The sequence below is a fragment of the Pseudomonas poae genome (assembly GCA_028869255.1).
Lineage (GTDB): Bacteria > Pseudomonadota > Gammaproteobacteria > Pseudomonadales > Pseudomonadaceae > Aquipseudomonas > Aquipseudomonas poae_C.
In genome coordinates, this window is record CP110972.1 from 113,241 (window position 1) to 139,151 (window position 25,911).

Here is a 25,911-nt window from a genome sequence, read left to right on the forward strand (position 1 = left end):
GCAAAACCAACCTTAGCGCAACCTTAGTTGGCAATGAGCCGTAACATCTTTGGCGAAATAGACCGGGTCAGAACCCGGCATGATGCCGCCGTTTCCTACAGAGATTCTGCTATGCGCCTACTCCTTGTCGAAGATGATCGAGCCCTCGGCCAGGGGATACGCGTGGCCCTGGCGGCCGAGGGCTACACCCTCGACTGGCTGCAGGATGGCGTCGCAGCCCTGCATGCCCTGCGCACCGAAAACTTCGATTTGCTGCTGCTCGACCTCGGCCTGCCACGCCTGGATGGCCTGGACCTGTTGCAGCAACTGCGCGCCGAGCAACACGACCTGCCGGTGCTGATCCTCACCGCCCGCGACGGCACCGCCGAGCGCATCGCCGGGCTGGACGCCGGCGCCGACGACTACCTGGTCAAACCCTTCGACGTCGAAGAGCTCAAGGCCCGCGTGCGCGCCCTGTTGCGCCGCAGCCAGGGGCGCGCCCAACCCATGCTGGAGCACGCCGGCGTCAGCCTCGACCCGGCCACCCAGCAAGTGCGCTACCAGGACGTAGAAATCATCGTTACCCCGATGGAATACCAACTGTTGCACCAACTGATGGTGCGCCCCGGCAAAGTCGTGACCCGTGAGCGGCTGTCCCGTGCGCTGTATGGCTGGCAGGATCGGGTCGAGAGCAACACGCTGGAAGTACTTATCCACAACCTGCGTAAAAAGTTGTCTACCGAGCTGATCCGCACCGTGCGCGGTGTTGGCTATGTGCTGGCGCTTAAACCATGAGCTCGGTACGCGCGCGCATCCTGATCCCGGTACTGGTGCTGATCCTGCTGGGTGATGCGCTGATCTGCTGGCTGGTGCTGCGTGACAGCCACCACGAAATCGAAGAAGTCTACGACGCCCAACTCGCCCAAAGCGCCCGCCTGCTGCAAGGCGTGCTGCGCCAACGTGACCCCGGCGAAGCCGACTGGAGCCGTCTCTACCAAGCCTTCGATCACGCCATGAGCCGCGTCGGCGAAGAAGGCGTCGCCCATCCTTACGAAACCCGGCTGACCTTTCAGGTGTGGCGCACTGGTGGTGAGCTGCTCGTGCGTTCCGCTGAAGCGCCCGTGCTTGCTGCGCCGCCGACGACCTTCGGCTCCCACGACATCATCGACAACGGCAACGACTGGTGCGCGTTCCTGCTTGCTGACCCGCAACAGGGCCTGCTGATCTGGGTGGGCGAGCGCGACGACATTCGCCAGGACGTGATCCAGCGCATCATGCGCCACACCCTCTGGCCCAGCCTGATCGGCGTGCCGTTGCTCACGGTATTGATCTGGCTGGTCATCGGTTGGGGCCTTAAACCGCTGCGCGTCATGGCGCTGTCCATCCGGGGGCGCAGCTCCACGACCTTGCAGCCGCTGCACCTCAAGCCATTGCCGACCGACCTGGAACCCATGCAAACCGCGCTCAACCGGCTGTTGGTGCAAGTCGATGACCTGCTCGAGCGCGAACGCCGCTTTATCGCCGACGCCGCCCACGAACTGCGCACCCCGCTGGCGATCCTGCGCATCCACGCCCAAAACGCGCAAACCGCCGAGACCGAAGGGCAACGACGCGAAGCCCTGGATTTTTTAGTCAATGGCGTCGACCGCGCCACCCGCATCGGCAGCCAACTGCTGACCATGGCCCGGATCGAACCGCAACTCAACAACCCCAAGCGCAGCCCCGTGCAACTGACCGAACTGGTGCGCGAAGAACTCGCCGAGCTGACACCGCTGGCCATGGAAAAAGGCGTGGAATTGGTGCTGGAAGGCAATGAGGATTGCTGGGTAGAAACCGAACCCGTGGCGCTGGCCATTGCCCTGCAGAACCTGGTAACCAACGCCCTCAACTTTTCCCCGCCGGGCAGCGAAGTGAAAGTGGTGATTGGCACCCATTGCCTGAGCGTGCAAGACCAGGGCCCGGGCATTGAAGAGGCGGAAATGGAGCGCCTGTTCGAACGCTTTTACAGCCGCGGCAATGCCAATGGCGCGGGCCTTGGGTTGGCGATCGTGGAAATGATCGTCGGCAAAATTGGCTGCCGCTTGGCATTGCGCAACCGCGAGCAAGGCGGCTTGTGCGCACGCTTGGTATTCGACGAGCGCTGATTCGATCAAATATCGGAGCTGTCGAGCCCCAGCGAGGCTGCAAAGGGATCACCTCGGTGCGCCCGCAAACCACGACGTCTGCATCGCTGTCATGTCGCTCCACTGCGGAACATTCCGTTTAAACTCGGGTCCAGTCCTCACACCCATTCACCCCGATAAGGACGTCCCCGTGAAGCGAATCGCGTTGCTCTCCCTCGCCCTGGCCCTGTGCGCCTGCCAATCCAACCAACGCGACTCATCGCCCAGCCTGCTCAAGGACGGCATTCAACTGCGTCAGAAAACCGTGGCCGTGGACGCCGAACACGCCAAAGTCATCATGAAAGCCTACGGCGGCACCAACCCCGTCGAATTTTCGATCCGTCGCGAAGGCGACCCCGACCAACGCATGGAAACCCTCGGCACCGTGCTGGACAACGGCGAAGGCCGGGTCTTCAACTGGATCGCCAAAGTCAACCAGACCGTGGCCAGCGCGGGGTTCAAGCGCTTTCCGCAGTTGGAGATCCAGGCGGACCCCGGCAAGAAACTCACCGTACGCAGTGCGGCGGGAAACATCGGCAATGGGGATTATTACAGCTGCCTGCCGCCGGAGAGCACGTTCATCCCGCAGAAGGCGAAGGTGTACCTGGTGGAGTTCCAGTTCAGAGCCAATCGCTCGGCGTGTGCGCAGCAGATGTTTGATATTACGGACCCGGCGAATCGGGTGTTGATTGGGGGGAGGGGGTGAGGCTAAGGCGATGTGAGGGCGGTGGGCATTGCGCACCGGTTCTGCGGTAGAGCCTGTCGGAATACCACACCGTTAAAGGTGTGGGTACAGCAGTCGCAGAAGGGTTTCATCTGCTCGGGCGTCAGCTGCGGGTTCACCTTTTGCAGAAAGCCAGCCTCGTCGACCCATAGGCCGCTGTAGTAAGTCGACTCACCCGTTCCTATAAACGCTTGCTTGTCGCTTTCATGTAACGCAACCATCCAGAAAATTGGCTCAGGGCGATCCAGACGGGCGTTGGCTTCGCTGAAAACCTGATCCCACGGGTGACCGACTTTGGATAGGAGAAACCGGAATAGCGGAGTGTAATCAAACCCGTGTCGTTGATGGCTGTGCATCGAGCCGCGGTTTGATACTTTGTGTTTTTCGCTTTTGGTGTGCCGCTCATACCTGTAGGCGCGACAACTGCCGTGGCGCACGCCATGGGTTCGGGTGTTGACTGAGCGGTAGAGGAGGGGCTTTTGCAGTGTGGGTTTCATTGTTTTCTTGCGCTGCCTTGTAAGCTGTGGCCATTGGTTATTCAGTTGAAAATGTCTGCATCACGCATCACATGCCAAATACAGCGACGCATTTTTTGGGAAGACCAATGAGGTAAGTTTTTCGATGCCTTCGATTTGCTGAGGGGTCAGCAGGTAGTCATAGACACATTCGTTTTCATCCTCCCAACCCATAATTGGCAGCAAATCGGCAGCTTTCAGGTTGAGCTGGATTTCCGCCGAGATGTTTTCGCTCCCCGTTGGGACTACGTAGATCAGATGTTTCATGGAGCTATCCTTCTCGTGTCTTCTGCGTCTTTGGTTCGATCACCCGTTATAGGGTCAAATTCGCCCAAGTGTTTACCTCGCTTGTTGTACTTCTCGACTTTGCCTCGTTCGAAGTCCCATTCGTAGATGTATCCGTGGTCGTCTTTCCAGCGCGGCCTAAGCTTGCCCCCTCCTTTGACTCCGGATTTGGAGGGGGCACGTACGGCTTCTGGAAAGGCCGTTAAAAACCGTGGGCTCGGGTGGTACTTGTGATCCCCTGCCTTGACGCTAACCACCACATACAGCGGCCGCACCCCCGACTCCACCGGGAACACCAAAATAAAATCCCGATACTGCGGCGGATAAATCGGGTTCACCAGAATCTGCGCGGCCTTCTCCGTCGGCGGATAAATCCAGATCACCGGCGCTTGCGGCGCAGCCTCCAATGCCGGAATACCCAGTGTGTCCCCCGGATCAACCGCAGGCGTCCAGATCAGCTCAACACCCTCACCCTCACCCTCACCCAAGTCCGCCACAAACTGATCGCCACGGCTTTGAAACTGCACCACATCAATCATCTGCCAGTCGGGATTGTTGCCGGTGTAAAACCCATACCCCTTGAGTGTGCCGTCCTCGCGTTGCTCGATATGCAACCGCATTTGCGACCGCGCCCGTTGCATCGAACGCAACTGCTCCTCGCTGTAGAGCGCGCTATCCCCCAACTCCGACGGCCAAGCCAATGCCACCAAACCCGTCAACAAGCCGCTGGCGACAGATCCGACGGCAGTGGCCGCCGCCTCCAAAACTGCCGAACGCAACGCCAACTGTCCCAATCCAGCGGGCAAGGCACTGCCGCCAATCTTGCGCAAGGCAACCGCGCCCCGCCCGTCAACCTCACGCCCGCCCAACAGGCTTAAATGGCCGTACTCATTGATCAGCTCCAGCGGCACATAGCCGGCGGGGTCGGCGTAGCGAGTGATCCCGTCCGGCAGTTGGCAAGGCTTGATGAAGACGCAGCCAGCAGGTTTGGCCCGCTTGGGCGCAGGGGTAGGAGATGGCTCGAAAAAATCCACAGACGGCGAATACGGCACACGCAACGGCTGCGGGATCAGAATCCGCTGTTTGAGCAGCTCTGCTTCGGTGGGTGGATAAAAGCGTTCTGACATGAGCGGCTCACTTCCTTGTGTGAGGGAGTGAGCGTACGAGGGGAAATCAGAATCTGATGTCGGTACAAATCGGTGATTGATGTAGGGAAAGGGGACGGACGCTTAAGTGGGGTGCAAGGTGTCTAGAGAATCCGGGGCGATTCAGGGTCTCTGTTTGGAATACTTCGATTATCGTTTGCTTCGTTTTGCGTTGAGTCGAATTACGTTCGTCGGAGCTGCATCATGATTGCCCGTTACTTCCCCCATACAACCATTCCGCTGGGAAAAGAAGTCGAAGCGGTTGTTCAAGGCCTGCGCGAGCTGGCCTCGCTCCAGTCGACCAAATTTCAAACTCAGCCATCGACATCTTTGACAAAGATGACAAACCCCACTGCCTCGTACCCCTAACCTCGGCGCTGTACCTGCTGGTCGATATCCTGGGCGAGTTGGCTAGCGGCACTGTCGTCAAGGTAGTCCCAGTGCACGCGGAATTTATCTCACAGGAATCCGCCGACCTGCACAACGTTTCGCGGTCGTATTTGGTGAGGGTGTTTGAGGAGGGGGCTACTCCTTTTACAAAAACGGGGCTGCATCAGTGGATTTGGCTCTCGGATTTAATGGAGTTTAAGCAGTGGCGTGATGAGGAAAGTCGGAAGGCAATGGAGGCGTTGGTGCGGCACGCTCAAGAGTTGTGGATAGGGTATGACATAACAAAGGCAGCAGAGGCACAGAACCCTGTTGCAATTTATAAGTCGTAACTTTTTAGTGTTTTGTTGAGTTGTTTGAGCTCTTTCACAATATTTGGTCCAAAACCGTATTCTGATGACTCGCTTCGCTCAAAACTTTTGATATCTAGCTTAGATATGCTTTTTTGTTTTTTTGTCAGTGAATTGGGGCTGCCTGTTCTATAGTAGTTGCAGTTAACGATAATAGCGGTATCTCCAATGAATTTGTATAAGCCGCCATACTGCCCCCATGCAAAACTGATTTGCTGATCAGGAGCTAAGAATGGAATTCCATTGATAATTGGCCCTTTTATCATTTCGTCAGGCATGTTTTCCGGTATAGGGATGCTAAATGCCTCAGATGGAAGTGGGCGGCTTGTTCGGAAGTTTATATCATATGCAGCGCCCTTTCCTATGTTTTTTATTGTCAAACATACGAGTGAAGGTCTAGTGAAGTCTGGACTGGCATATACAATGACCAGTGGGTCTGTCGATGATCGATAAACTATGTAAGTTACCAGCGCAGATGCACTGGCAATTAGGGCCATAAATATTGATATCCAATCGCTTAGCGTCATAGTGACTCTCTATCAGAAACGTGTCAGGATCAACGGGGTTAGCCGTTCGCTTAGTATTTTGCATTGAATTAATCCATATCTTCTGTTTCGAAGATTTCTCTCTGCTCAGTAATGATGTCTAGGGCTCGGTACAACATCTTATGTATTTTCATGTGTTCCACACGTTTGATTTCTCCACGTGTTACTGATGCCTGGTCCACATAGCACCAAATATAGGTATCCATTGACCCCGTTTTAACACCAATCGCGCCGACCCGATATAGGCAAGATAGTAAGTTTGCTAAAACTTCTGATTCTTTGACTCCTTGAGAGTCGTAGTACTTTTTGACTATAGTGGTGCATGGGTCATTATTTTTTTGTTCATATAAAGAAAGCATCACATCTTCTAGTCGAGAGTCTTTTATCATTGACTTTGTAAAAGTTGCCTTAAGTCCTCTAAGGATTTCTACGGTATCTTCGAAAGAAGGGTGCACCTCTCCCCATTCTTCTTTTAAAGATTTTAAGCGCTTCTCGGAATACTGGGCCTCGGCAGCAAACAATGAGCGCCACGAAATCCTATCTCTATCCGCTGCAATCAAGAAGCTTTCATTTACGAACTGTAATATGTCTCTAGGTCTACGTAGTGTTCTTTCTATAATGAATTCTATTGAGGTTTGCCCGCCTCCTTTTCGAGCGCGCGGAAAAATGTCATCAAATGTGACTAATTGTTTTGTGTATTGGCTCTTAAAGACTTCATTTATTCTAAGTTCAATCACTTTGGCTAGTTCTTCTGGTGACCAGCGTAATTCCAAGAGATAAGATTCGTACTTTTCTTCTTGAAAACCAGAATCCCTTGTTATGTCGAACACTAGAACTAATAGGTCTTTGCGTAATGCGGCGATGATTTTAGCTTGCTTGACTCTCCGGAATGTTTTTATTTCCTCTATTAAGGCCCGGATGAATCTGACTCTTGTGTCGGTGCTGGCCCACTCTTCATCAAGTTGATCGATCAGAATGTAGAATTTTTTTTGAGGATCATTGAAAGAGTGATCAGCTAATAAGTCGAGAACCTCATTAAGTTTTCTTATTTGTAGTCCGTTTACGACTAAGCTAGCACGTTGCTTGATTTCTAATCGCTCTTCATCTGAGAGTTTTTTTGCGCCGTCGAGTGAAAGGGAAATGCCAGCATATTTTAATCCTATGCTGCTTTTTGTGTCGGATTCTAATTTGCTGGTTATGATTTTAAGTTGTTCGTCCGTGTCCAGCCAGAATCTGTCGCCCCACTCGCTAAAATATTCTAGAGCTTTCCTCTTCGTAATGTCTCTGCTAAATTTACTTAATATTCCGTCGAGAAAGCTTCGGCTTTCGAATTCATTGTTTATGTCGTATCTTAATTTTAGGAACTCAACAGTGAGTACATGTCGCCATAAAAGTTTGTAAAATAGGTCAAGATTAATATTTAGAGCGCCGAAGAACTGTATGATGTCTGAGTATTCTAAGAATCTTATGGATATATCACTTGGGTCGAGCTTGACTACTTTTTGTGCTAAAGATTTTACTTTGTAAAGTAGAGCGCTTTTGCCGGAACCCGTTCTGCCTAATATGATCGACGCAGGGTCTTCTACATTAAGTAGGCGCTCCAAGTAGCCGTTATCTACAAAGCAACGATTTAGCAGCTCTGAATCCCCTTCCGCATCTAGAGACCCAACTTTGAGATTTCTTGTGATTTTTAACTTTTTATCTTCCATTTTTATCCTTAAAGTAGAAGTGTCACGATTTTAAGCTGGGTAACTAACGCTCAGCTTGTTTCATCCTTCAGCTAGCGCTGTGCCAGCCTTATCATTTCCATACGCGATAGCAAAATGCAAGCATGGGCAGATGAGGTGTGGTGTATTGCCAGTAACGTTGGTCCGAATGCTCAAATATTTAGCCACAAAGCTCAGCTTCTGCTGAGATGCTATCCAGAGCTATATTTCATCGGTCGCTACCAACCCAGCGACCGGACTTGAGAATCCGAGAAACAATAGGCGCATAGGCGCCACCATCCATTAGACTGTTGGCGCTTTTTTTGTGCTCGTATGTCTGTGTCATGGCGGCTATGCGTGGGAGACCTTCGGGTCTGCCGGGTTCCTATTGTCCCGGTTTCTCAGCCCGCGCATAGCTGCCACCCATTCGCATGAGAAACGAACGTGGCGGCTCACTACATTAGGAGCTTAAGCAATGAGCGTTTCTGATAGGTCATACCCTCGTAGCAACGTCATCAACACCTCCATCCAATCCGGAGGTGCCCAATGATCAACCCACCCCTCAACAAAACCCTTGGCATCATCACCTTCTCCACCTGCGGCAAACAGCCCAACCTCCACCGTCTATTTCGCGTCAATTCCGGCGTGCCCATCCGTGATGCCCTGGAGCATGCCTCCGAGCTGCTGCACTGTTCCAAAATGCTCGCATTGGATGCAGCGATGGACACGGGCGCAGATCGTTTTGCCTGGGCGGCGCATTACTTGGGGGAGATGGCGAAGGCGGTGGTGGATGATTTGGCGAATGGGATGTTGCCGAATGGGGGGGAGGCTGCTGCTGGGTAAGCGGGTGAGTTGAGGGTGTGGCGGCTGGCGTCTTCGCAGGCCAGCTCCCACATTGGAGGGTGTACATTCGTTGAAACCGTAAAAGAGACCTTGGCACGCCAAGGTCTTTTTTTGACCGCAGATCAGGTCAGCAGGTGCTTGGAGATCAGTCGCGAGATCTCGACGATTGAGGTTTTGCCGGTGAACTCAAACTTCACCTTCCCCAGCGACGAAAAGTAGATCTCCAATTCCGAATCCAGATCAAACGTCCCGGACGTCTCCACCGAATACGCGACGATGTTTTTATACGGCAGCGACGTGAAGTCCTTCTTGCTGCCGGTAATCCCCTGCACGTTCACCGCGATGATGCGCTTGGTAGTGAACACCACGCCGTCGCGCATGGCCTTGTAGGCATCGACCACTTCTTCGCCGTCGAGCAGCAGGGCCGAGACGCGTTCGGCGTATTCGTTGTTTTGTTTGAGTTTGAAGAAGCCTTTGTTGTTGAAGTCGATCATGGGCCTGCCCTCGGGTGAGTGGTGTATGACGTTTTGCTCGCGGATCTGTATCTAACGCGTGCATTTTGAACGCCCTACCATGGCGTCCAAGCCTACAACGTTGGCCAAATGTTTCACGTCGACAGAGCAACGATCAAGGAGCCAAACAATGCCTGAAGTGTCCAGCTGGCTGGCCTATGCGCTGATCTCGCTCGGCATGGTGCTCACGCCCGGGCCGAACATGATTTATCTCATTTCCCGTTCGATCTGCCAGGGCCGCACGGCCGGGCTAATTTCCCTGGGCGGCGTGGCATTGGGTTTTTTGGTTTATATGGTGTGCGCGGCCTTGGGCATCACGGCCTTGGTCATGGCGGTGCCGTTTGCCTATGACTCGCTACGCTTCGGCGGTGCGTTGTACCTGGCCTACATGGCTTGGCAGGCGATACGGCCGGGCGCTCGCTCGCCGTTCCAGCTGCGGGATTTGCCCAAGGACAGCCCGCGTAAACTGTTCACCATGGGCCTGGTGACCAACCTGCTGAACCCCAAGGTGGCGGTGATGTATTTGTCGTTGCTGCCCCAGTTCATCGACCCGAACGGCCATGGCAGTGTGCTGGCGCAATCCCTGGTGCTGGGCTTTACGCAGATTTTCATCAGCGTGAGCGTCAACGCGGTGATTGCCACGATGGCGGGTTCGATCGCGGTGTTTTTCGTCACCCGGCCGGGTTGGCAGGTGGTGCAGCGCTGGCTGATGGGCTCGGTGCTGATGGGGTTGGCGGTGCGGATGGCGGTGGAAGGGCGGCGGTAGGGCGCGCTTACAGGATGGCTTTCAGGTAGTCCTTGAGTGCGTTGAGTGGGGCATCGAGTGCTTCAAGTGTCGATGCTTGGCGCACGTTCACCGCGAGCCGCTGTAACTCGCGACCCAGTACGGTATCGGCGCCGCCCAAGGATTCGAGTGCAAGCGTCACACACTCATCAAGCTTCTGCTGAATCCCGGCCAGCTCGCCTTTGCGCACCAGCAGCCCAAACACCTCACGGTCATACCCCTCCATCACCGGGTCATCGCGCAGAATCGGGCTCGCGCCTTCGGTTTCATGCACCAGCTTGAGAGCAAAAAGCGCAACAGCTTCCAGCGTCAATCCCATGGTCCCGGCTCCTCAATTTCTGCGTTCGCCCGTGCTTACTCACTTTTTGACAGGCGAAAAAAAAGACCTTGAATTTCAAGGTCTTTTTCTAAGATGGTGCCCGAGGGAGACTCGAATAATAACATAACTATATAATTAACATAGTTTTTTGCATGTGTACACTTCCACGTTGTACCGTGAAGTGTACACCCTACCTGCCTCCAATAAAGACTGGTGTGGATGGAAGCTTGATCGGATTTCTCCATCCGATTTCCGACGAGCTGTGAATAATATCTACAAGGAACTGGTTACGGATAGACTCCCCGGTCTGCCAAAAAATGCCGTACCGACACATGGCGAACTTTCGCGATTAGTCGGGAGTCATGAGCACAGCAAGCGTTATCTTGATGAACTACTCGTTTCGATCGATCGTGCCCAGGGCGCCCCGAACTTTGTCGGCGACGTCCGCCGATCCGCGCATCTCTACCCAGTTCGACAGCTCCATGATGGCGGCCTCCAGGAGCGAGCTGGTTTTCATTGATCTTAAATAACAGGGAAGGGGTAAGTCTGAGTTTGGCATTGTGCAATCCTCCGTGAAATTTTCAGCGTAGCAGGGGGATTACTGACCTCGGTAGGGAGTTGTGCATGGTGGGAAGGACGCCGGGAGGAGGGTGCATCCACAGTCGATTGCTGCCAGTCACGAAGGGCCGCAGTCGGCCAGAAGCGGACGTCAGAGTCGTGCAAAAAAAATTTACCCCCTTTAGCGTTCCTGGCAAGTTTCAGGCGCGAAAAAACTATCGAAAGACAGTTTGCTGCCCGTACTTGACTCACATTTCGTAAGCAATGGCGTAGGTGTTACCGGAGCGCTTGATATGAGCAAAGCCGAACGTGCCTAAGTGCATGCCAGCGACCATCAAATTATCTGAACTGGCAACATCCAGCAGCCTCGTTCGCGTGGCCGCCGATAGCAGCGGGTCCTGGTCGAAGGCAATCGTGACGTCGGGGCGCGCAATCTGAATCTGAGGAAAATGAACGATATCGCCCCACACCAGCAGGCTGCCTGCCGCGGACTCGAAGCGGTAACCGCAATGCCCGACGGTATGCCCAGGCAACGGTATCGCACTGATGCCCGGCAGGAGGTCATTGGCGGTGAATGGGCGCAGGTTTTTCCGGTACCGCTCGAACACCGTTCGTGCAAACAGAAAGTTTCTACGCGCGCGCTCACTGGCCTGACCAAGGTGGCCATCGTCCTTCCAGAACGCTAGCTCTCGCTGATGCAAAACCAACTCAGCATTGGCGAAGGCCATTTCTCCCGCTGCGTTCAACAAGCCACCGATGTGGTCGGGGTGCGCGTGAGTAAGCAGAATCGTATCTATGTCACCGGGTTGCACGCCGGCCAATGCAAGATTGGCCAGCAACTCGCCGCCCCATTGATTGAATCCGCCGGCGCCGGCGTCGATCAGAATCGTTCGGCCACGCCCACGTACCAGATAGCAATTGATATGGATCGACGCTGGCTCGCTGATTCCGGCGGCTAACTGAAGTCGGAGCGCCTCCGTTGGCGCGATGTTGGCGAGAAAATCCAGGCTCGCCCCCAAGTAGCCATCGCTGATGGCGGTGATTGAAAACTCGCCAATTTGCTGGCTGCGAAGTTTCCAGGGATGTATGTCCACGTTACTCATGACTGTAACTGCACGGTCATGGCGCGATATACATTCAGCCCCTGCAGATCGCTGGCCCTGGCCTGAGCGCAATCCAGTTTGGCCAGCCAGCGGTGTGCAGGGGTCTTGTCCAAAGCAACGGCGTGCAGCGCTAAAGGCGTAAGGCCTAACTCAATCAGCGCTTGAGGGCCTTGTTCACTGACCAACAGGAACTCGTTCGCGCCCACGGCAACTACCCGGTCCGGCCCGGCATAGAGGTTGCGTTTCCAATCAGTGATGTGCGACTGCCAGCGGGAAAAGTTGCCACCTCCTTTTTGACGGTACTCGTCGCTCTGCAATACGGCAGGCGTATCGACTGAATGTAAAGCTAGGTAGACCGGGCAAGTGCCGCTCAAGGCTTTGAAACGCTGTGAGGAGCTAAAACCGCTCACCGAGATCAGCGCCGGCAGTTTTTCCAGGCTGTAAAACCCATTCCACTCGGCTTCGCTGGCGGGGTCAGCGTAGTTGCATTCGACTGTGTAAATCATAGAGTCACTTCACGGATTGATGTTCTATCATGCTATTGGCGCGGTAATGACCCATAAAACGATTTTTCGGCACCCTTTAGTGACTAAACATCAAGGTTGCTGTCTTGACTCCAGGAAAGACCATGCGTCGAAAGCTCCCTAGTAACGCAGCACTGATTGCCTTTGAAACAGCAGCCCGCCATGGCAGCTTCGCCCGTGCCGCAAACGAATTGGCCTTGACCGAGGGCGCAATTAGTCGGCAGATAGGCCGCCTCGAAGCCTTTCTGGGCGTCACCCTATTCGAGCGCGTTGGCAACCGCGTGCGGCTCTTGCCTAACGGTGAGCGCTACGCGGCGCAAGTGCGCGAACTACTCGACCGCCTCGACAGGGACAGCCAGTATTTGATGGGCCAGCCCAGAAACGGCGCAAGCCTGGATATCGCCGTCAGCCCAACCTTTGCCCTGCGCTGGCTAATCCCTCGGTTGTCTGGCTTTAGCCAACAACACCCAAATATCTGCGTACACCTCTCGGAACGCATGGAACCGTTCGTACTTGCCGGTAGCGGCTTTGATGCCGCCATCCATTTTGATCACCCTGCCTGGACAGGCATGCACACGCACCGCCTGTTGAACGAAGTGTTAATTCCGGTTTGTCACCCTGCCCTCCTGAATCAGGGCAAGCAGGCAACGGTTCTGGATTCACTGCCGCGATTACACCGACGACAGAACCCGGATGCGTGGCAGCGCTATGCCCAGGAAACCGGGATTGTCCTGAGCAACCCGACGATGGGCGCGCGCTACGATTTGCACGCGATGTTAATTGAGGCCGCACTGGTTGGCCTCGGTGTGGCACTCGTACCGCGCCTGTATGTGGAAGCAGAGCTGGCGCAAGGCCGTCTGGTTGCGCCATGGCCGCAGGAGAAGAATGTCGCCAAGACCTTTTGCCTCGTGTTACCTGAACCCCTTAAGCTGAGCCGCGCGCCCATCCAGGCATTTGCGCATTGGCTGTTGGAGGAGGCGCAGGTGAAGTAAGGGCATGCGGAGGTGCCAGTACCGGGTCGGTTTCGTAGGCCACGTCAGTGCTGATCCCCCCGGGTGACGGTGTCTATACACGACCAATTATTCAGTGGGTAGGTGATAAAAGTTTTGTGTCTGCTTTTGGCCGGTTTCTGCCTGTTGCCACCTTCCGACTCGGATCGTTTTCTGCCTGTGGCGACCGACTGAAAACGGCCATTAGCAGACCGCCCCACACGGATCAGTGGGCTCGCTTTAAGGTACCGAGGTTTCTAGAAAAGCTATACCTATTCACGCACCCGCCCAAGATGCGATGCATCGCTCTGGAAGCGGAAGCCGATATTTGTCAGTCGCAAAAAGGCATCTGCATGTGTTGGAGTCGAAGCCGGCGACCGCGAGGTCGCCGGAGCCGCTCTGGGAATCAATTTCCGCCGTGAGGCAGGAACACACCACGGAATCGCATCTTCCCGGAGGACAGGCGTTCATAAGCCTCCGTTGCTTGGTTAAGAGAGAAGGTTTCGACTATAGGCTTGACCTTACCCTTCGCGGCCAATTCGAGAATTTCGGCGAGGTAGTGCTGTCCCCCATGCGTGGAGCCAACCACCCGTTGGCGCATCATATGGAATGGCTTGCCATCGGACGGAATCGAGAACGGCTTGCTGAAGTCGAGCCCGCAAAGGACGATGCGACCGTCAGGATTGACCCCCGCGAGCGCCTTTTCGGCGGTTTCGAAGTCGTTGGTGGTGATCAGCAGCACGTCGGCACCACCGACTGCCAATAGCTCCTCGGCATTGGTGACGACATGGTCGGCACCCAAGTCGGTCGCAAGCTTGTGCTTGTCTGGAGAATGCGTGATCGCGATGGTTTCGAATCCGCATGCCTTTGAGAACTGCAAGGCGACGTGGCCCAACCCGCCGATCCCCAGCACAGCGACCCTGTCACCCGGTTTCGGCTCCGCGTCTCGCAGGCCGCTCCAGGTGGTATAGCCCGCGCACATCATGGGCGCGGCGTCCGTGTAGGACAGCCCATCGGGCAACAATACGGTGCCTTCCGCAGAAATTGCGATGTACTCTGCGTGCCCGCCCTGCGACGCGAAGCCGGTCGTTCTGGGCGAAACGCAGTTCATGGCAGTCTGGCCGGTCAACGGGCGGTTCTGGCGGCAGTAAGGGCATCGACCGCACGAGGACTGTACCCAGGTGGTACCGACTCGGTCTCCAACCTTGCGCGTGTGGACACCCGCACCGACTTCGACGATTTCACCAACCACTTCGTGACCCGGAGTCTGAGGATAAATGTCACCGCCAGCCCCCTGAGTTGCCCACACGTCCGTGTAGCACATGCCGGAGGCGTGAACTTTCACCAGGACCAGCCCTGGCTCTGCCTTGGGCATGGGAACCTCATGAACCTCCCAGGGTTTGTTCGCGCCGGTCATCACAACTGCCTTCATCTTCATCGCATGTTCCTTTCGATCAGGTGGTCATTACTGTTAGGGCTGCGAACGAGATGCTCTGAGAGCTACACCGGCCCTTTTGCACCCACGATGCTGCAGCTTCATTCGAGTCTATGGGTCGTTGACTGTCGCGACAATCTGGTCAATATTTGATTCCATGATGAAAGTAATTCACCAATCCAAGGGCAATGACCTGTCGGCCTTTGCCGCATTCTTAGCGGTCGCAGCCCACCGAAGTTTCCGCAGCGCCGCAATCGATCTCGACATGACGCCCTCAGCGATCAGTCACTCGATCAAGGCTCTCGAACAACGGTTAAACGTCCGCCTTTTCAACCGGACGACTCGAAGCGTCTCCTTGACCGAGGCGGGAGAGCGCCTGGCCATAAAACTAAGACCGGCAATGGCCTCAGTTGAAGAAGCCGTTCGGGAGCTGGAGAGCAATGACCACGCTCCCAGCGGAACGGTGCGAATCAATGCCAGTGAGGGCGCCATCCGGTTGGTACTGTGGCCAGTGCTTGCGCGCTTTTTGCGCGAGAATCCTCGCGTCCATCTCGACATATTCAGTGATGGCAAGCTGAGCGATATCGTTGCCGATGGTTTTGATGCGGGTATCCGATTAGCGGAAGCAGTACCCAAAGATATGGTGGCCATCCCAGTTATGGGAGAGGTCCGCTTTGCGGTAGTGGCGTCGCCCGAGTACTTCGAGCAACGCGGATATCCAGTAGTGCCGCAAGATCTGTATGACCATCATTGCATCCGCTTCCGGTTTGAAAGTGGTGCAATCTACAGATGGGAGTTTGAGCGCCATGGCGCTGTCGAAAGGATCAACGCTCCCGGCCCTCTCACGTTGATTGATCAATCGTTGATGGTGGAGGCAGCAATCGAGGGAATAGGGATCGCCTTCGTGCCCGACCATCTTGCAGCACATGCGCTCAAGGAGGGCCGACTCAAACGAGTTCTGGAAGAGTGGTGTCCCGCGTATCTGGGGCTGTGCCTCTATTACTCGGCGAATCGCCATGTACCATCCGGCCTCAGGGCGTTGATCAATATGCTGACTGATAAGCGGTCCGGCAATTAGACGACCTTGCGCCTAGGAGCCGGCGGGCCCGTGGTAACACCGCCTGGCACAATTTGACGACCAGCATCGTCAGCGACTTGCCATTGCAGCTGTCTGCGGCTGATCGTTGGCCAAGCGTCTCGGACGCGTCCGCGGCCTTAGGGAAAAGGGGACTGATTTATTTCTCAGAAATTATATCAGTCCCCTTTTCTCTGCTTGCAATCCGTCCGCTTCTGGCCGGTTTCTGCCCTTCGCGAAGGGCACTTTAGGTCGCTTGCTGCCTGTCGTGAGGGGCAACAAGCGGCCAAAAGCAGACCTTCCTTAAATCTTCAAATAGCTTTACAAACCACATAGCTGCACAAGTTAAGGCGAGACGGCATGGCACTTTCCAAAGGCAGTATCATAAAGCTGATCACTATTGACCGAGCAGCGGTGGTACTCACGGACTGGTTGAACTCTCGGGAGGCCGCTCCTGGAGATATCGCCGTGGTGGAAAGGATTTCAATGGGGGAGGCTGGATGCACTGTTCTCTTGTTGTGCGAGCCAGAAGTAGGGTTTCTTGAGTGGAGAGCGTTATATTTTGAGGCTGGGTTGACCTATGAGGTGCTGAGTGGCTTTCCCCCTGACGTCAGCTCTTGAATGTCTGCTCAGGGTCGATAGCAGTCAGTTGTCAACACCCTCTATCAGCCGACGTTGTTGAAATATCGAGTACGAAAGCGGTTTTGTCTGGCAATTGCGCTTACTTGCCGATCCGGGCGCCAAGATGGCGCTTGCCAATCGATAATTTTCGCAAGCAAGCACAGCGCCTTACCAGTTATAACTCACCGATCCGGTCACATTTCGGCGATACCCGTATTTGCAGCTGTCGCCCGTGTAACCGCACTGAGAGACATAGGTTTCGTCGGTCAGGTTGGACGCATTGAGCGACAGTTTCGCCCCGGCATAGGCTGAAGACAGCTTGCCAAGGTCGTAACTCAGGCTGGCGTCAAACAGCATGTAGTGGGGGATGCCTTCGCTATTTTGCGAGTCGATATAGCTCGGGCCGACGTAGCGTACCCCTCCTCCTATCGCCAAGCCCGATAGCGCACCGCTCTGAACGGTGTATTGCGACCACAGTGAGGCCAGTTGTTCAGGGATATTGCCAGGTTGATTGCCTTTTTCACCGGCCGTATTGCTGCGGGTAATTTCAAGGTGTGAATAGCTGTAGTTGGCCATCAACTCCAGAGCATCGGACAGTTGCGCCTTGCTTTCCAGTTCGATACCGCGCGACTGGATCTCTCCGGTCGCCACCGAGAAACGATTGTTGCCGGGATCTGCCGTCAGTACGTTTTGCCGCGTCAGGTCGAACAGCGAAACAGTCACGTAGCTGTCACTCCCCTTGGGCTGGAATTTGATCCCGATTTCGTACTGGCGGCCAGTTTCGGGTTCGAAGGCACTGCCGTCACGCGCCACCGCCGTGATGTTAGGAAAAAACGACTCTGAATAGCTCGCGTAGGGTGCCACGCCGTTGTCTGCCATGTACATCACACCGGTCCGCCACGTGAAGGCGTGATCGCGTTGCTTGAGGTCCGCCGCCGTATCGGTGGCGTAATGGATCGTTTTCGAACGTGCCCAGTCTTGACGACCACCGAGGTTGAACACCCAGTGCTCGTCAAATTTGAGCTGTTCCGAGAGATACACACCCGCCTGGTCAAGCTGACGACGCTGGTTGATGTCGTAAAAGGCGTCCAGGTCGCTGTAATCCTGGTGGTAGACCGGCGCATAGATATCCAGCGGATCAACCACGTTGCCACCCCCCAACTGATTGGTGCTGGCGTGTTGCAAATCGATACCGACCAACGTTGTGTGTTCGAAACGGCCGGCGTTCCACTGGGCTTGGAAATGGTTATCGAGCAGCGCGTTCTTCACCTTTTCGTGGCCCAGATAACCGAAGCGGCCTACGGTGCGCTGGTCGTCATCCAGGCCGTATTGGTAAATCGTGCGTTGCTCCTGATAGGAGCGGCTGTAACGGGCGTTTTGGCGGAATGTCCAAATATCGTTGAGGTGATGCTCAAACTGATAACCCAGCGACCACTGTTCTACATCGTACTTGTCGAAGTCGGGGTCGCCGACAAAGCGATCCGTGGCAATCCGTCCGTAACGCGAGCTGTCGAGGGTGCCCACCCGTGGCAAGGCGTAGTAGCCCAGCACATTGCGGTCTTTTTGAAATGACGCCAGCACCGTCAGCGAGGTGTCTTCCGAGGGGCGCCAACTGATCGCCGGGGCGATGAATTGACGGTCATCACGGGCGTAGTCGATTTGCGTGCCACTCTCTCGCCACAGCCCGGTGAGGCGATAAGTCAGGACGCCATCTTCGGTAAGCGGGCCGCCGAAGTCCGCAGCCAATTGCTTGCGATCAAAGCTGCCGGCCTGCATCACCAGTTCATGAAGCGGCTCATCGGTGGGGCGCTTGCTGATCACGTTGACCATGCCGCCCGGTGAGGTTTGACCATAGAGCACGGATGATGGCCCGCGCAGTACTTCCACGCGCTCCAGTCCATAGACTTCACCCACGGCACGGCTCTGGTTGGCAAAGCTGTACTGGCGCAGGCCATCACGGTAGATACCCCCGCCAGTCGTCGCGTCAAAGCCACGGATGCTGATCGTGTCGCGCCGGGTATCGACGCCATTGGCTTCACCATTGACCCCCGCCGTGTAGCGCAGCACCTGCCCGATGCTTTGTGGCTGCTGGGCGTCGATCTGCTTACGGGTGACCACACTGATCGATTGAGGCGTTTCCATGATCGACGTATCGGTCTTGTTGGCACTCATGGTTCGGCTGGCGACCAGGCCGTCGTTGTTGCCCAACGAGGTGTCGTACGCGGTGCCACTGATTGCGGTCGGCGCCAACTCCAGCACGTCGCTGTTGCCCGGTACCAGCAGCAAGCTACCGTCGTCCTGGCGCTCATAAGTCAGCCCCGAGCCGAGCAAGAGCTGCGCCAGGCCGGCCTCAGTACTGAAACCGCCTTGCAGCCCCCGGGTATTCTTGCCGGCCGTGAGCATCGAGCTGCCCGCCATGGTAATCCCCGCCTGTGCGCCAAAACGCGACAGCGCAGCATCCAGGGGGCCTGCGTCGATGCTGTAATGCTGTGAACTGCCAGCGGCGAAAACCGGCAGGCTGCAAAGCGGTTGCGCGCTGAGCAACAACAGCCCAAGCGTACGGGCACGCAGGGCGCGGGAAGGTGAAGTCATACGGGGCTCCTAAGGGGTGACGACCCACCTCTGGCGGGTGGGTGATCCCTATAGGCCAAGCGAGTTTGAAAAAACTATCGCGCAGCGAAAAAATAATTCAGGCCGGTACGATCGAGACCCAATACCGAGTCATGCGCTCGATACGCACCGGCAGCGTGCGAGCTATCAGCGTCAGTGCCGCATCGGTGTCATCCAGCGAAAAACTGCCTGTGAGGCGTAACCCTGACACCTGCTCATGACACCGCAAAATACCGGGACGGTAACGCGAGAGCTCGGCCACCAGCGTATCCAGGCGCAGGCGATTCGCTGGCAAAATTCCGCGCAGCCAAGCCTGGGTGACCAGCAGGTCGGCGCGGTTTGGCACGCCGATCCCGAAGCGGTCCACGCGTGCCTGCCATCCTGCCTCAATCGAGGATGGCGCTTGTTGGCCCCGTGAGTGCACCTGCACCTGGCCTTCCAGCACGGTTACCTGCGTGCCTTGCCGATCATGGCGCACCTGCAAATGCGCTTCGCTACTCTGCAGGATCGCGTCCGGTGTGATTAGTTGCAGCGAGCGCGACTCTGCCCGCACGCGCAAGGCCAACTCACCCTCGATCATTTGGATGCGCCGCACCTGATCAGTGAAATCCAGGTTCACGGCACTGGCCGTGTTCAGCCACAGCGAGCTGCCATCAACCAGCGTCCACTGGTGACGCTCGCCTGTACCTGTACGGTGGTTCGCCAGTGCGGCGCGCACCGGCGTGGAACCCGCGCCTTGCCAGGCAACCCCGCCAACCGCACCAAGGACCAGCAGGCGCTTGAGTACCTGCCGACGTTTCTGCATGTCCGGTCCGGCCGACTCCAGTGCCCTACGCGCGGTGGCATCGCGCAAAAGATTCGCTCCAGGCTGTTGCAACAGCAGCAAGCTGGCGACACGTTGCCAAGCCTGTTCATGCTCATTGCTCGCCTCGCGCCAACGCTGCAATGCGTCCAGATCAGGCGCACTCGTAAGCCCGGACTGCATCCTGACAAGCCAATCAATGGCGATATCGCGCACCTGCGGACTAATCTCTGCCCTCATTCGAAACGGCTCGCATAGCAAACACTGAATGCCTTGCCCATGGCTCGTTGCACTTGAGCCACGGTCAGCCCCAACTGCGCAGCGATCTGCGGATACGTGAGGTCGTCGAGCTGAGACATGAAGAAAATCTGCCGTATGCGCTCGGAGAGGCCAATCAGCAGCGAGTCAAGTTGCAACAAGGTTTCGATCACCAGATACCGGTCCTCGGGTGACGATTCCACCCCCTCGGGCCGAGCAGCCAACGCTGCAAGATAAGCCCGCTCAATCTCCTGACGGCGCCAGCGATTGACCAGCAGTCCATTGGCAATCGCCGCTAGAAACGCCATGGGCTGACGCAACTCTCGCACCTGCTGAGGGGCGCGCAGCACGCGGATGAACGTGTCGTGGGCCAAATCCTCGGCGTCGGCACTGTGCCCCAACCGCCGGTTCAGCCAGCACCGTAGCCAGCCGTGATGATTCTCGTACAACTGTTCGACGGACGATGTTGGGCTGGCATCCTGCATGTAAGGCTCGCACTGCACGAATGATAATACTTCTCATCCTATTGATCGAGCGGGTGGTTGTACAGTGTTTATACATGTTTGATGTGGTGGAATTCTCCGCCAATATTCCTGAATGCCTTTGAATTACCCTGGCCGGGTTTATTCGAACGCGAGAATGTTATCCCTCCAACTCTATCGGTCGCTGCAAAATGTCCGCTCCTGGCCGTCTTCTGACCTTCGCTTGGGGGTGAACTGCCAGGATTTTCCTAGACGATGAGTGAGTAATTGCATGGTCAGCAAATAGTAATAGCGCGTCGATTCAGTGCGCTGGTTTAGATGGTGATTCAAAAACCATACAAGGTGTTTTCTCTGCCAAGTCCATGGATTGTCGCATTGCCAGCGCTCAGCGATCGCTGTTTGGATAGTCTTCGCCTGACGCAGGTGGCGTTGGCGTGTGGTGTGTGACCCGGTCAAGACGCCCGTCAGGAAAAGCTCCATATCGAATGCCGTTTTCATGCTCGACCACCAATGTAAGCCGATACCACGCCGATACGGCCGTGCCCCAGCTCATAGCTGATTTGTGCTTGGGCCTCCTGATCGAGGTGTCGGTTGAGCTGATAGCAATGGCCACCGTTGATAGGCGCGGGATGATGGGTGATTTGCTCGTAACGTTCGCATGCATAGGCTGCCCGCAATTCATGGAAGCCTTTGAGGTTGTTCTTATGGAGGATGTCCCGTGCGGGGCCGACGATTCCCTGCAAGAAATCGAGGTAGCGTTCGTTCGGTGCAAGCAGGTTGCGGCTATCGTCGGGCGAGACCTTTTGGGCAAACCTCAGCGCGTCACGGATGTGATCATCCACAGTGATCCAGCGAGGTGCCAACGCGCCTGAACGGCCACCTTTGGTGCCATCCTGGATGTTGATCTTGCCGAAGCTTTCGGCCTCACGTTTTAAACGCGGTAGGTCGGCCAAAATCGCCTCGCGTAAGCGCATGCCGGTGGCTCGCGCCAACTGAGCGATAGCCGCCGCGCGCGGCATTTGGTGTTCGTGAAGTGCTTCGACGATGCGCATAACTTGCTCACGATCTTGGCCTTGGGGAGCGGTTGTGCGAACGGTGGTCCGCCGCATTCCTAACGCCTTGCTCGGGCTCGGTACTTTCACATATTGATCACCGCGAAGCGCGGCCATGGTCCGGTTGACGCTGGACAACCGGTTTTGCGCTGTGGCGATGGCTAGCTCACCCAACTCAACTTTTTGACGCAAGTGCCCGGCGTAGTCCAACAAAGTCTGCCGATCAATCCGCCGCGCATCGTTAAGCCCTGGTCCATCCTCCGACCGACACCAGCGTACAAACGCTTGCCACCGATCACTGTGCGCCTTGACCGTGCCGTAATGCCCGCCGCCAAACAGGTCTTTCAGTGCCTGCGGTCCTGCATAGCTCAGTTGCCGGCCATAGCCAAAATTGCGCCCATCCCGTCTAGCTACTAATCCCATGACCATATTCCTCTCGAAGCCAAACCTTCAAAACCTCCCCCACGTCACCCCGCCACGAATGTTGAGTGTTATCAGGGATCAAGGCCCCTGCGACCTGTGAGGTTTGTCCATTAACGCGGGACTGGCGGCTCCTTACGTCCGGGAGCTTGGGCATCTCATGATCTGGCCTCCTGAACACTTCCGAAGAAGTGGGCGGGTGGAGGCTGCACTGGCTGACGAGACCTGCGCCGCGAGATCCTGAGTCGGGTGAAGGCAGTGAAGCGATGACCGGGGCATGCCTGACTGTCAGTCAGGTGCAGTCCGTTCCTTGGGCTGCGGCACCATCATCTGCATCGCTGTTGCTGGTGACTTCGGTGTTTGTCACGCCGATTGTCACGAGGGGGAATGCCGCAAAGCCTTTTACGAGTTGGGCTGCAGCAGCGGTAGGAGCGCCCGTCTCTTTCCGGAAGAAAGAGACGGGCGCAGGTTGGCGCAAGAAATGGCCAAGCGGATAGGTTGCTGCAGGGCAGCTATGAAAGGGGATGAGTTGCCGCATTGGGCATACTGGTAAAGTAGGCATCCATCACATCGCTGTGACCGTGCGAGCCGCCGGACGCTAATCGCACTTTGGGAGAACCACCTCTGTGTGGCGTAGCCTTAAAGGTTCTGGCTACCTGGGTTGCTGTCAACGACAGCGCTTTGCCCGATCTTTTCTACGCTTGTGGATAATTCGGGTCAAGGCTCGAATTTTCCGGAGATCTGCGGCGGTGGATGAAATTATCCACCGGTGGAAATCTGTGGTTTTCCACAGACAGTTGCATTGGCTTTAGATTTTTTAAGTGAGGTCCATCCAAGCAGGGCGGCTTTGCAGCCCTGCTTGGATGGACCCGCGTGGAAGGCTGGGCTGTGGATATCTCACCGACTTACCAGTGCTGGAATACGCCACGGTAGTTTTGCAAGGCGACGATGTTGTCGTCGCCCGGGTTGAATTGGTGAGGCGTCACGTGATCACTGAGTCTCCGTTGAGTCAGTCTCGATAGGCAACTTTTGGAGGTGATCATCTTTGGGTGCATGAGATGCTATTAGAGGCGGTGCAGAAGGGCGTGCGAGGAACTGATTAACGCGAGTATCAAATTGATCGCGAAGGTTGGCTGTAATGCCTTCTTTGAGGGCGTCGAGATAGTCTGCATACCACTGCATCATGATCCGACGTTGCGGTAGGTATAGGGCTTGATTGTACTCGCCAGAGATGCCGCCCTCGACGTGAGCCAGCTGGCTTTCGACATGGTCTTTCAGCCAGCCATGTTCGCGCAGCAGCGTGCTTGCGGTATGACGAGTGCCATGGCTGACGAGTCGTCCTTTATAGCCGATCTTGGCGAACACTAGGTTGATCGTGTTTTCACTGATGACTGGCTGCTTTTCACCATTGCCTGGGAATAGATACCTACTGCGGCCAGTGCTTTGGTTCAGTTTGGTAAGCATGGCGATCAACTGATGAGGTAGAGGGCTGACGTAGTCTCTGCGCATCTTCATGCGGGCGGCCGGGATGATCCATATCCCTTCCTCAAAATCGATTTCCTCCCATTTTGCGTAGCGAACCATGCCGGGGCGGCTCGCTGTCAGAATTGTCATCCATGATGCAATCCTCGCTGGTAGCCGGCTGGTGGTCTTGCTTAAGGCCTGGAGAAACTCAGGTAGTTCGTGTTCGTGCAGATGTGGGTAGTGTTGAGTGGGCGGTGGCGCTATCGCAATGGCATGAAGTTCGGATGCTGGATTGTGTTCGCACAGGCCGCGTGCAATGGCTTGACTGAAAATCTGTTTCAGCCAGGTCCGGGTCTTGTCCGCAACATTAAAGGCGCCTCGTTTTTCGATGCAGGCCTGCAGTCTTGCGCAGTCGCTTCGCGTGATGAGCTCCAGTTGCTTCTCGCCGAGAGCGGGCAGTAGATCCTTATCGAGATAGTCGCGGATCTTCTTCAGCGTCGCTCTGCTGCGGCCGGAGTCCGATTTGAATTGGTACCAGTACTCCGCGGCTCGCCTGAAGGTGTTGAGCCCGGCCTCCTGCTGTCGCAGTTTGTCATCGCGGCGTTTGGCGCCGGGGTTGGTGCCTTGCTTGAGTAGGTTGCGGCATTCTGCAGCTCGTTCACGGGCTTCCTGCAAGGAGATATACGGATACACGCCCAGTGACATGCGCGCCGCCCGCCCCTGATAGGTATACCGGAAGTGCCAATACTTGCTGCCGTTGGGTTTCACCAGCAAGGCAAGACCCGAACTATCACTCAACGTGAACGGTCTGTCGGCAGGCTTGGATGCTTTGATTTGCAAGACGGTCAATGGCATCGCTGTACACCTCCGGTTCTCGAACTGGAATATGTACAGAAAATGTACCAAAAAGAGGTTGGCTTGCAAGAGATGGGGGTGGAACCCCAGAGACCAAAAAGCCCGCAGCTAGCGGGCTCTAGGGTGGGTGCGTAGACGCTGGTAGTCGTCTATGTACTGCAAATGGTGCCCCGAGGGAGACTCGAACTCCCACTCCTTTCGAAAACGGATTTTGAATCCGCCGCGTCTACCAATTCCGCCATCAGGGCTCAATGGCGGCGAAGTATAGAGATGAGATTACCGTTGGTCAATCACGTTTCATGGTCAATTTTGACTATTTCCGCTAGACTTCCCGGCCCTGCTAGACGAACCCCATCATGCGCGTTGCTGACTTTACTTTTGAGCTCCCTGATTCGCTGATCGCTCGCCACCCTTTGGCCGAGCGTCGCGCCAGTCGACTGCTGACCCTGGACGGGCTCAGCGGTGCCCTCGCACACCGTCAATTTACTGATTTGCTTGAGCATTTGCGCCCAGGCGATCTGATGGTGTTCAACAATACCCGGGTGATTCCGGCGCGGCTGTTTGGCCAGAAAGCGTCCGGCGGCAAGCTGGAAATTCTGGTGGAGCGGGTGCTGGACAGCCATCGTGTGCTGGCTCATGTGCGCTCCAGCAAGTCGCCGAAACCGGGGTCGAACATTTTGATCGATGGCGGTGGCGAAGCCGAGATGGTGGCGCGCCATGACGCGTTGTTCGAACTCAAGTTCGCCGAAGAGGTGTTGCCGCTGTTGGAGCGCGTCGGCCATATGCCGTTGCCTCCTTATATAGACCGCCCCGACGAAGACTCGGACCGCGAGCGCTATCAGACGGTGTACTCGCAGCGCCTGGGCGCCGTGGCCGCGCCGACTGCCGGGCTGCATTTCGACCAGCCGCTGCTGGATGCGATTTGCGCCAAGGGCGTCGAAACGGCCTATGTGACCCTGCACGTGGGGGCCGGCACGTTTCAGCCGGTGCGTGTGGATAACATCGAAGATCACCATATGCACAGCGAATGGCTGGAAGTCAGCCAGGACGTCGTGGACGCGGTTCAAGCGTGCAAGGCACGCGGCGGGCGGGTGGTTGCCGTGGGCACTACCAGCGTGCGCTCGCTGGAAAGCGCGGCGCGTGATGGCGTCCTCAAGCCGTTCAGTGGCGACACCGATATCTTTATCTACCCGGGCCGGCCGTTCCATGTGGTCGATTGCCTGGTCACCAACTTCCATTTGCCGGAATCCACGCTGTTGATGCTGGTGTCGGCATTTGCCGGTTATCCCGAGACCATGGCCGCTTATCAAGCCGCCATCGATAATGGGTACCGTTTTTTCAGCTACGGTGATGCGATGTTTATCACCCGTAACCCGGCGCCACGCGGCCCAGAGGAACAATCATGAG

General features: G+C 56.0%; 25 protein-coding genes and 1 tRNA gene. 9 read left to right on the forward strand and 17 right to left on the reverse strand.

Annotated features, from left to right (window positions below):
- Positions 1 to 111 precede the first annotated feature (111 nt).
- From LRS56_00550 to LRS56_00560, 3 genes are all read left to right on the forward strand, one after another.
- Positions 112 to 774 carry a response regulator gene (locus LRS56_00550; GenBank protein ID WDU63118.1) on the forward strand — a complete coding sequence of 221 codons (663 nt, stop codon included), beginning with the start codon at positions 112 to 114 and terminating at the stop codon, positions 772 to 774.
- On the forward strand, positions 771 to 2,123 hold the full coding sequence (locus tag LRS56_00555) for an ATP-binding protein (protein ID WDU63119.1): 1,353 nt from the start codon (positions 771 to 773) through the stop codon (positions 2,121 to 2,123). Before LRS56_00550 ends, LRS56_00555 begins: the two co-directional genes overlap by 4 nt.
- 169 nt (positions 2,124 to 2,292) lie before the next feature.
- A complete protein-coding gene (locus tag LRS56_00560; GenBank protein WDU63120.1) occupies positions 2,293 to 2,847 on the forward strand; it encodes a hypothetical protein in 555 nt (184 codons plus the stop codon).
- A gap of 2 nt (positions 2,848 to 2,849) precedes the next feature.
- On the opposite strand, the gene LRS56_00565 is transcribed toward LRS56_00560, so the two are convergent.
- The 3 genes from LRS56_00565 to LRS56_00575 are packed head-to-tail and all read right to left on the reverse strand — an operon-like array spanning position 2,850 to position 4,792.
- Positions 2,850 to 3,362: a hypothetical protein gene (locus tag LRS56_00565; GenBank protein ID WDU63121.1), complete on the reverse strand. Its 513-nt coding sequence runs from the start codon at positions 3,360 to 3,362 to the stop codon at positions 2,850 to 2,852.
- A 60-nt stretch (positions 3,363 to 3,422) separates the two neighbouring features.
- Complete coding sequence (locus LRS56_00570) at positions 3,423 to 3,647, reverse strand: hypothetical protein (GenBank protein WDU63122.1); 225 nt, start codon at positions 3,645 to 3,647, stop codon at positions 3,423 to 3,425.
- Positions 3,644 to 4,792 carry a colicin E3/pyocin S6 family cytotoxin gene (locus LRS56_00575; protein ID WDU63123.1) on the reverse strand — a complete coding sequence of 383 codons (1,149 nt, stop codon included), beginning with the start codon at positions 4,790 to 4,792 and terminating at the stop codon, positions 3,644 to 3,646. Before LRS56_00575 ends, LRS56_00570 begins: the two co-directional genes overlap by 4 nt.
- Before the next feature lie 222 nt (positions 4,793 to 5,014).
- On the opposite strand from LRS56_00575, the gene LRS56_00580 reads away from it, so the two are divergent.
- Complete coding sequence (locus LRS56_00580; protein WDU63124.1) at positions 5,015 to 5,179, forward strand: hypothetical protein; 165 nt, start codon at positions 5,015 to 5,017, stop codon at positions 5,177 to 5,179.
- Between the two features lie 337 nt (positions 5,180 to 5,516).
- Here LRS56_00580 and LRS56_00585 read toward each other — a convergent pair whose 3' ends face one another.
- On the reverse strand, positions 5,517 to 6,074 hold the full coding sequence (locus tag LRS56_00585; GenBank protein WDU63125.1) for a hypothetical protein: 558 nt from the start codon (positions 6,072 to 6,074) through the stop codon (positions 5,517 to 5,519).
- Positions 6,075 to 6,142: 68 nt separating this feature from the next.
- Positions 6,143 to 7,801, reverse strand: a complete 1,659-nt coding sequence (locus LRS56_00590; protein ID WDU63126.1) for a DNA repair protein — start codon at positions 7,799 to 7,801, stop codon at positions 6,143 to 6,145.
- Positions 7,802 to 8,344: 543 nt separating this feature from the next.
- On the opposite strand from LRS56_00590, the gene LRS56_00595 reads away from it, so the two are divergent.
- Positions 8,345 to 8,641, forward strand: a complete 297-nt coding sequence (locus tag LRS56_00595; GenBank protein ID WDU63127.1) for a DUF3077 domain-containing protein — start codon at positions 8,345 to 8,347, stop codon at positions 8,639 to 8,641.
- A 122-nt stretch (positions 8,642 to 8,763) separates the two neighbouring features.
- Here LRS56_00595 and LRS56_00600 read toward each other — a convergent pair whose 3' ends face one another.
- Complete coding sequence (locus LRS56_00600) at positions 8,764 to 9,135, reverse strand: PH domain-containing protein (GenBank protein WDU63128.1); 372 nt, start codon at positions 9,133 to 9,135, stop codon at positions 8,764 to 8,766.
- A gap of 148 nt (positions 9,136 to 9,283) precedes the next feature.
- Between LRS56_00600 and LRS56_00605 the strand changes: the two genes are divergently transcribed.
- Positions 9,284 to 9,919, forward strand: a complete 636-nt coding sequence (locus LRS56_00605) for a LysE family translocator (protein ID WDU63129.1) — start codon at positions 9,284 to 9,286, stop codon at positions 9,917 to 9,919.
- A 7-nt stretch (positions 9,920 to 9,926) separates the two neighbouring features.
- On the opposite strand, the gene LRS56_00610 is transcribed toward LRS56_00605, so the two are convergent.
- From LRS56_00610 to LRS56_00620, 3 genes are all read right to left on the reverse strand, one after another.
- A complete protein-coding gene (locus LRS56_00610) occupies positions 9,927 to 10,256 on the reverse strand; it encodes a hypothetical protein (GenBank protein WDU63130.1) in 330 nt (109 codons plus the stop codon).
- Positions 10,257 to 11,062: 806 nt separating this feature from the next.
- Positions 11,063 to 11,917 (reverse strand): MBL fold metallo-hydrolase, encoded by an 855-nt coding sequence (locus LRS56_00615; GenBank protein WDU63131.1) that lies wholly within the window; start codon positions 11,915 to 11,917, stop codon positions 11,063 to 11,065.
- The gene (locus tag LRS56_00620; GenBank protein ID WDU63132.1) at positions 11,914 to 12,423 is read right to left on the reverse strand and encodes a sugar ABC transporter; all 510 of its coding nucleotides are present in this window, start codon (positions 12,421 to 12,423) and stop codon (positions 11,914 to 11,916) included. Before LRS56_00620 ends, LRS56_00615 begins: the two co-directional genes overlap by 4 nt.
- A 122-nt stretch (positions 12,424 to 12,545) precedes the next feature.
- On the opposite strand from LRS56_00620, the gene LRS56_00625 reads away from it, so the two are divergent.
- Positions 12,546 to 13,433 (forward strand): LysR substrate-binding domain-containing protein, encoded by an 888-nt coding sequence (locus LRS56_00625; protein ID WDU63133.1) that lies wholly within the window; start codon positions 12,546 to 12,548, stop codon positions 13,431 to 13,433.
- 403 nt (positions 13,434 to 13,836) lie between these two features.
- Here LRS56_00625 and LRS56_00630 read toward each other — a convergent pair whose 3' ends face one another.
- Entirely contained in the window at positions 13,837 to 14,868 is a 1,032-nt protein-coding gene (locus tag LRS56_00630) for an alcohol dehydrogenase catalytic domain-containing protein (protein WDU63134.1), read from the reverse strand.
- Between the two features lie 157 nt (positions 14,869 to 15,025).
- Here LRS56_00630 and LRS56_00635 point away from each other — a divergent pair, with 157 nt between their 5' ends.
- The gene (locus LRS56_00635) at positions 15,026 to 15,943 is read left to right on the forward strand and encodes a LysR family transcriptional regulator (protein ID WDU63135.1); all 918 of its coding nucleotides are present in this window, start codon (positions 15,026 to 15,028) and stop codon (positions 15,941 to 15,943) included.
- Positions 15,944 to 16,729: 786 nt separating this feature from the next.
- Here the strand turns inward: LRS56_00635 and LRS56_00640 are convergent.
- The 7 genes from LRS56_00640 to LRS56_00670 form a co-directional block, all read right to left on the reverse strand.
- Positions 16,730 to 19,153: a TonB-dependent siderophore receptor gene (locus LRS56_00640; protein ID WDU63136.1), complete on the reverse strand. Its 2,424-nt coding sequence runs from the start codon at positions 19,151 to 19,153 to the stop codon at positions 16,730 to 16,732.
- Positions 19,154 to 19,250: 97 nt separating this feature from the next.
- Positions 19,251 to 20,213 (reverse strand): FecR domain-containing protein, encoded by a 963-nt coding sequence (locus LRS56_00645; protein ID WDU63137.1) that lies wholly within the window; start codon positions 20,211 to 20,213, stop codon positions 19,251 to 19,253.
- Positions 20,210 to 20,716: a sigma-70 family RNA polymerase sigma factor gene (locus LRS56_00650; GenBank protein ID WDU63138.1), complete on the reverse strand. Its 507-nt coding sequence runs from the start codon at positions 20,714 to 20,716 to the stop codon at positions 20,210 to 20,212. The genes LRS56_00645 and LRS56_00650 overlap by 4 nt, the downstream gene beginning before the upstream one ends.
- A gap of 171 nt (positions 20,717 to 20,887) precedes the next feature.
- Entirely contained in the window at positions 20,888 to 21,211 is a 324-nt protein-coding gene (locus LRS56_00655; protein WDU63139.1) for a hypothetical protein, read from the reverse strand.
- Positions 21,208 to 22,188 (reverse strand): integrase domain-containing protein, encoded by a 981-nt coding sequence (locus LRS56_00660; GenBank protein WDU63140.1) that lies wholly within the window; start codon positions 22,186 to 22,188, stop codon positions 21,208 to 21,210. Before LRS56_00660 ends, LRS56_00655 begins: the two co-directional genes overlap by 4 nt.
- 987 nt (positions 22,189 to 23,175) lie before the next feature.
- Positions 23,176 to 24,504 carry an integrase arm-type DNA-binding domain-containing protein gene (locus tag LRS56_00665; GenBank protein WDU63141.1) on the reverse strand — a complete coding sequence of 443 codons (1,329 nt, stop codon included), beginning with the start codon at positions 24,502 to 24,504 and terminating at the stop codon, positions 23,176 to 23,178.
- Positions 24,505 to 24,667: 163 nt separating this feature from the next.
- Positions 24,668 to 24,752 (reverse strand) — tRNA-Leu (locus tag LRS56_00670).
- Between the two features lie 108 nt (positions 24,753 to 24,860).
- On the opposite strand from LRS56_00670, the gene queA reads away from it, so the two are divergent.
- A complete protein-coding gene (queA, locus tag LRS56_00675; GenBank protein WDU63142.1) occupies positions 24,861 to 25,910 on the forward strand; it encodes a tRNA preQ1(34) S-adenosylmethionine ribosyltransferase-isomerase QueA in 1,050 nt (349 codons plus the stop codon).
- Position 25,911 lies beyond the last annotated feature (1 nt).

What these genes read in the sequence shown, in the direction of transcription:
- LRS56_00585 (WDU63125.1), bottom strand. Translation starts at nt 6,074, where the DNA reads ATGACGCTAAGCGATTGGATATCAATATTTATGGCCCTAATTGCCAGT.
- LRS56_00575 (WDU63123.1), bottom strand. Translation starts at nt 4,792, where the DNA reads ATGTCAGAACGCTTTTATCCACCCACCGAAGCAGAGCTGCTCAAACAG.
- LRS56_00550 (WDU63118.1), top strand. Translation starts at nt 112, where the DNA reads ATGCGCCTACTCCTTGTCGAAGATGATCGAGCCCTCGGCCAGGGGATA.
- LRS56_00565 (WDU63121.1), bottom strand. Translation starts at nt 3,362, where the DNA reads ATGAAACCCACACTGCAAAAGCCCCTCCTCTACCGCTCAGTCAACACC.
- queA (WDU63142.1), top strand. Translation starts at nt 24,861, where the DNA reads ATGCGCGTTGCTGACTTTACTTTTGAGCTCCCTGATTCGCTGATCGCT.
- LRS56_00555 (WDU63119.1), top strand. Translation starts at nt 771, where the DNA reads ATGAGCTCGGTACGCGCGCGCATCCTGATCCCGGTACTGGTGCTGATC.
- LRS56_00580 (WDU63124.1), top strand. Translation starts at nt 5,015, where the DNA reads ATGATTGCCCGTTACTTCCCCCATACAACCATTCCGCTGGGAAAAGAA.
- LRS56_00605 (WDU63129.1), top strand. Translation starts at nt 9,284, where the DNA reads ATGCCTGAAGTGTCCAGCTGGCTGGCCTATGCGCTGATCTCGCTCGGC.
- LRS56_00610 (WDU63130.1), bottom strand. Translation starts at nt 10,256, where the DNA reads ATGGGATTGACGCTGGAAGCTGTTGCGCTTTTTGCTCTCAAGCTGGTG.
- LRS56_00635 (WDU63135.1), top strand. Translation starts at nt 15,026, where the DNA reads ATGAAAGTAATTCACCAATCCAAGGGCAATGACCTGTCGGCCTTTGCC.
- LRS56_00640 (WDU63136.1), bottom strand. Translation starts at nt 19,153, where the DNA reads ATGACTTCACCTTCCCGCGCCCTGCGTGCCCGTACGCTTGGGCTGTTG.
- LRS56_00625 (WDU63133.1), top strand. Translation starts at nt 12,546, where the DNA reads ATGCGTCGAAAGCTCCCTAGTAACGCAGCACTGATTGCCTTTGAAACA.
- LRS56_00650 (WDU63138.1), bottom strand. Translation starts at nt 20,716, where the DNA reads ATGCAGGATGCCAGCCCAACATCGTCCGTCGAACAGTTGTACGAGAAT.
- LRS56_00630 (WDU63134.1), bottom strand. Translation starts at nt 14,868, where the DNA reads ATGAAGATGAAGGCAGTTGTGATGACCGGCGCGAACAAACCCTGGGAG.
- LRS56_00600 (WDU63128.1), bottom strand. Translation starts at nt 9,135, where the DNA reads ATGATCGACTTCAACAACAAAGGCTTCTTCAAACTCAAACAAAACAAC.
- LRS56_00660 (WDU63140.1), bottom strand. Translation starts at nt 22,188, where the DNA reads ATGGGATTAGTAGCTAGACGGGATGGGCGCAATTTTGGCTATGGCCGG.
- LRS56_00665 (WDU63141.1), bottom strand. Translation starts at nt 24,504, where the DNA reads ATGCCATTGACCGTCTTGCAAATCAAAGCATCCAAGCCTGCCGACAGA.
- LRS56_00615 (WDU63131.1), bottom strand. Translation starts at nt 11,917, where the DNA reads ATGAGTAACGTGGACATACATCCCTGGAAACTTCGCAGCCAGCAAATT.
- LRS56_00655 (WDU63139.1), bottom strand. Translation starts at nt 21,211, where the DNA reads ATGAAAACGGCATTCGATATGGAGCTTTTCCTGACGGGCGTCTTGACC.
- LRS56_00620 (WDU63132.1), bottom strand. Translation starts at nt 12,423, where the DNA reads ATGATTTACACAGTCGAATGCAACTACGCTGACCCCGCCAGCGAAGCC.
- LRS56_00645 (WDU63137.1), bottom strand. Translation starts at nt 20,213, where the DNA reads ATGAGGGCAGAGATTAGTCCGCAGGTGCGCGATATCGCCATTGATTGG.
- LRS56_00590 (WDU63126.1), bottom strand. Translation starts at nt 7,801, where the DNA reads ATGGAAGATAAAAAGTTAAAAATCACAAGAAATCTCAAAGTTGGGTCT.
- LRS56_00595 (WDU63127.1), top strand. Translation starts at nt 8,345, where the DNA reads ATGATCAACCCACCCCTCAACAAAACCCTTGGCATCATCACCTTCTCC.
- LRS56_00570 (WDU63122.1), bottom strand. Translation starts at nt 3,647, where the DNA reads ATGAAACATCTGATCTACGTAGTCCCAACGGGGAGCGAAAACATCTCG.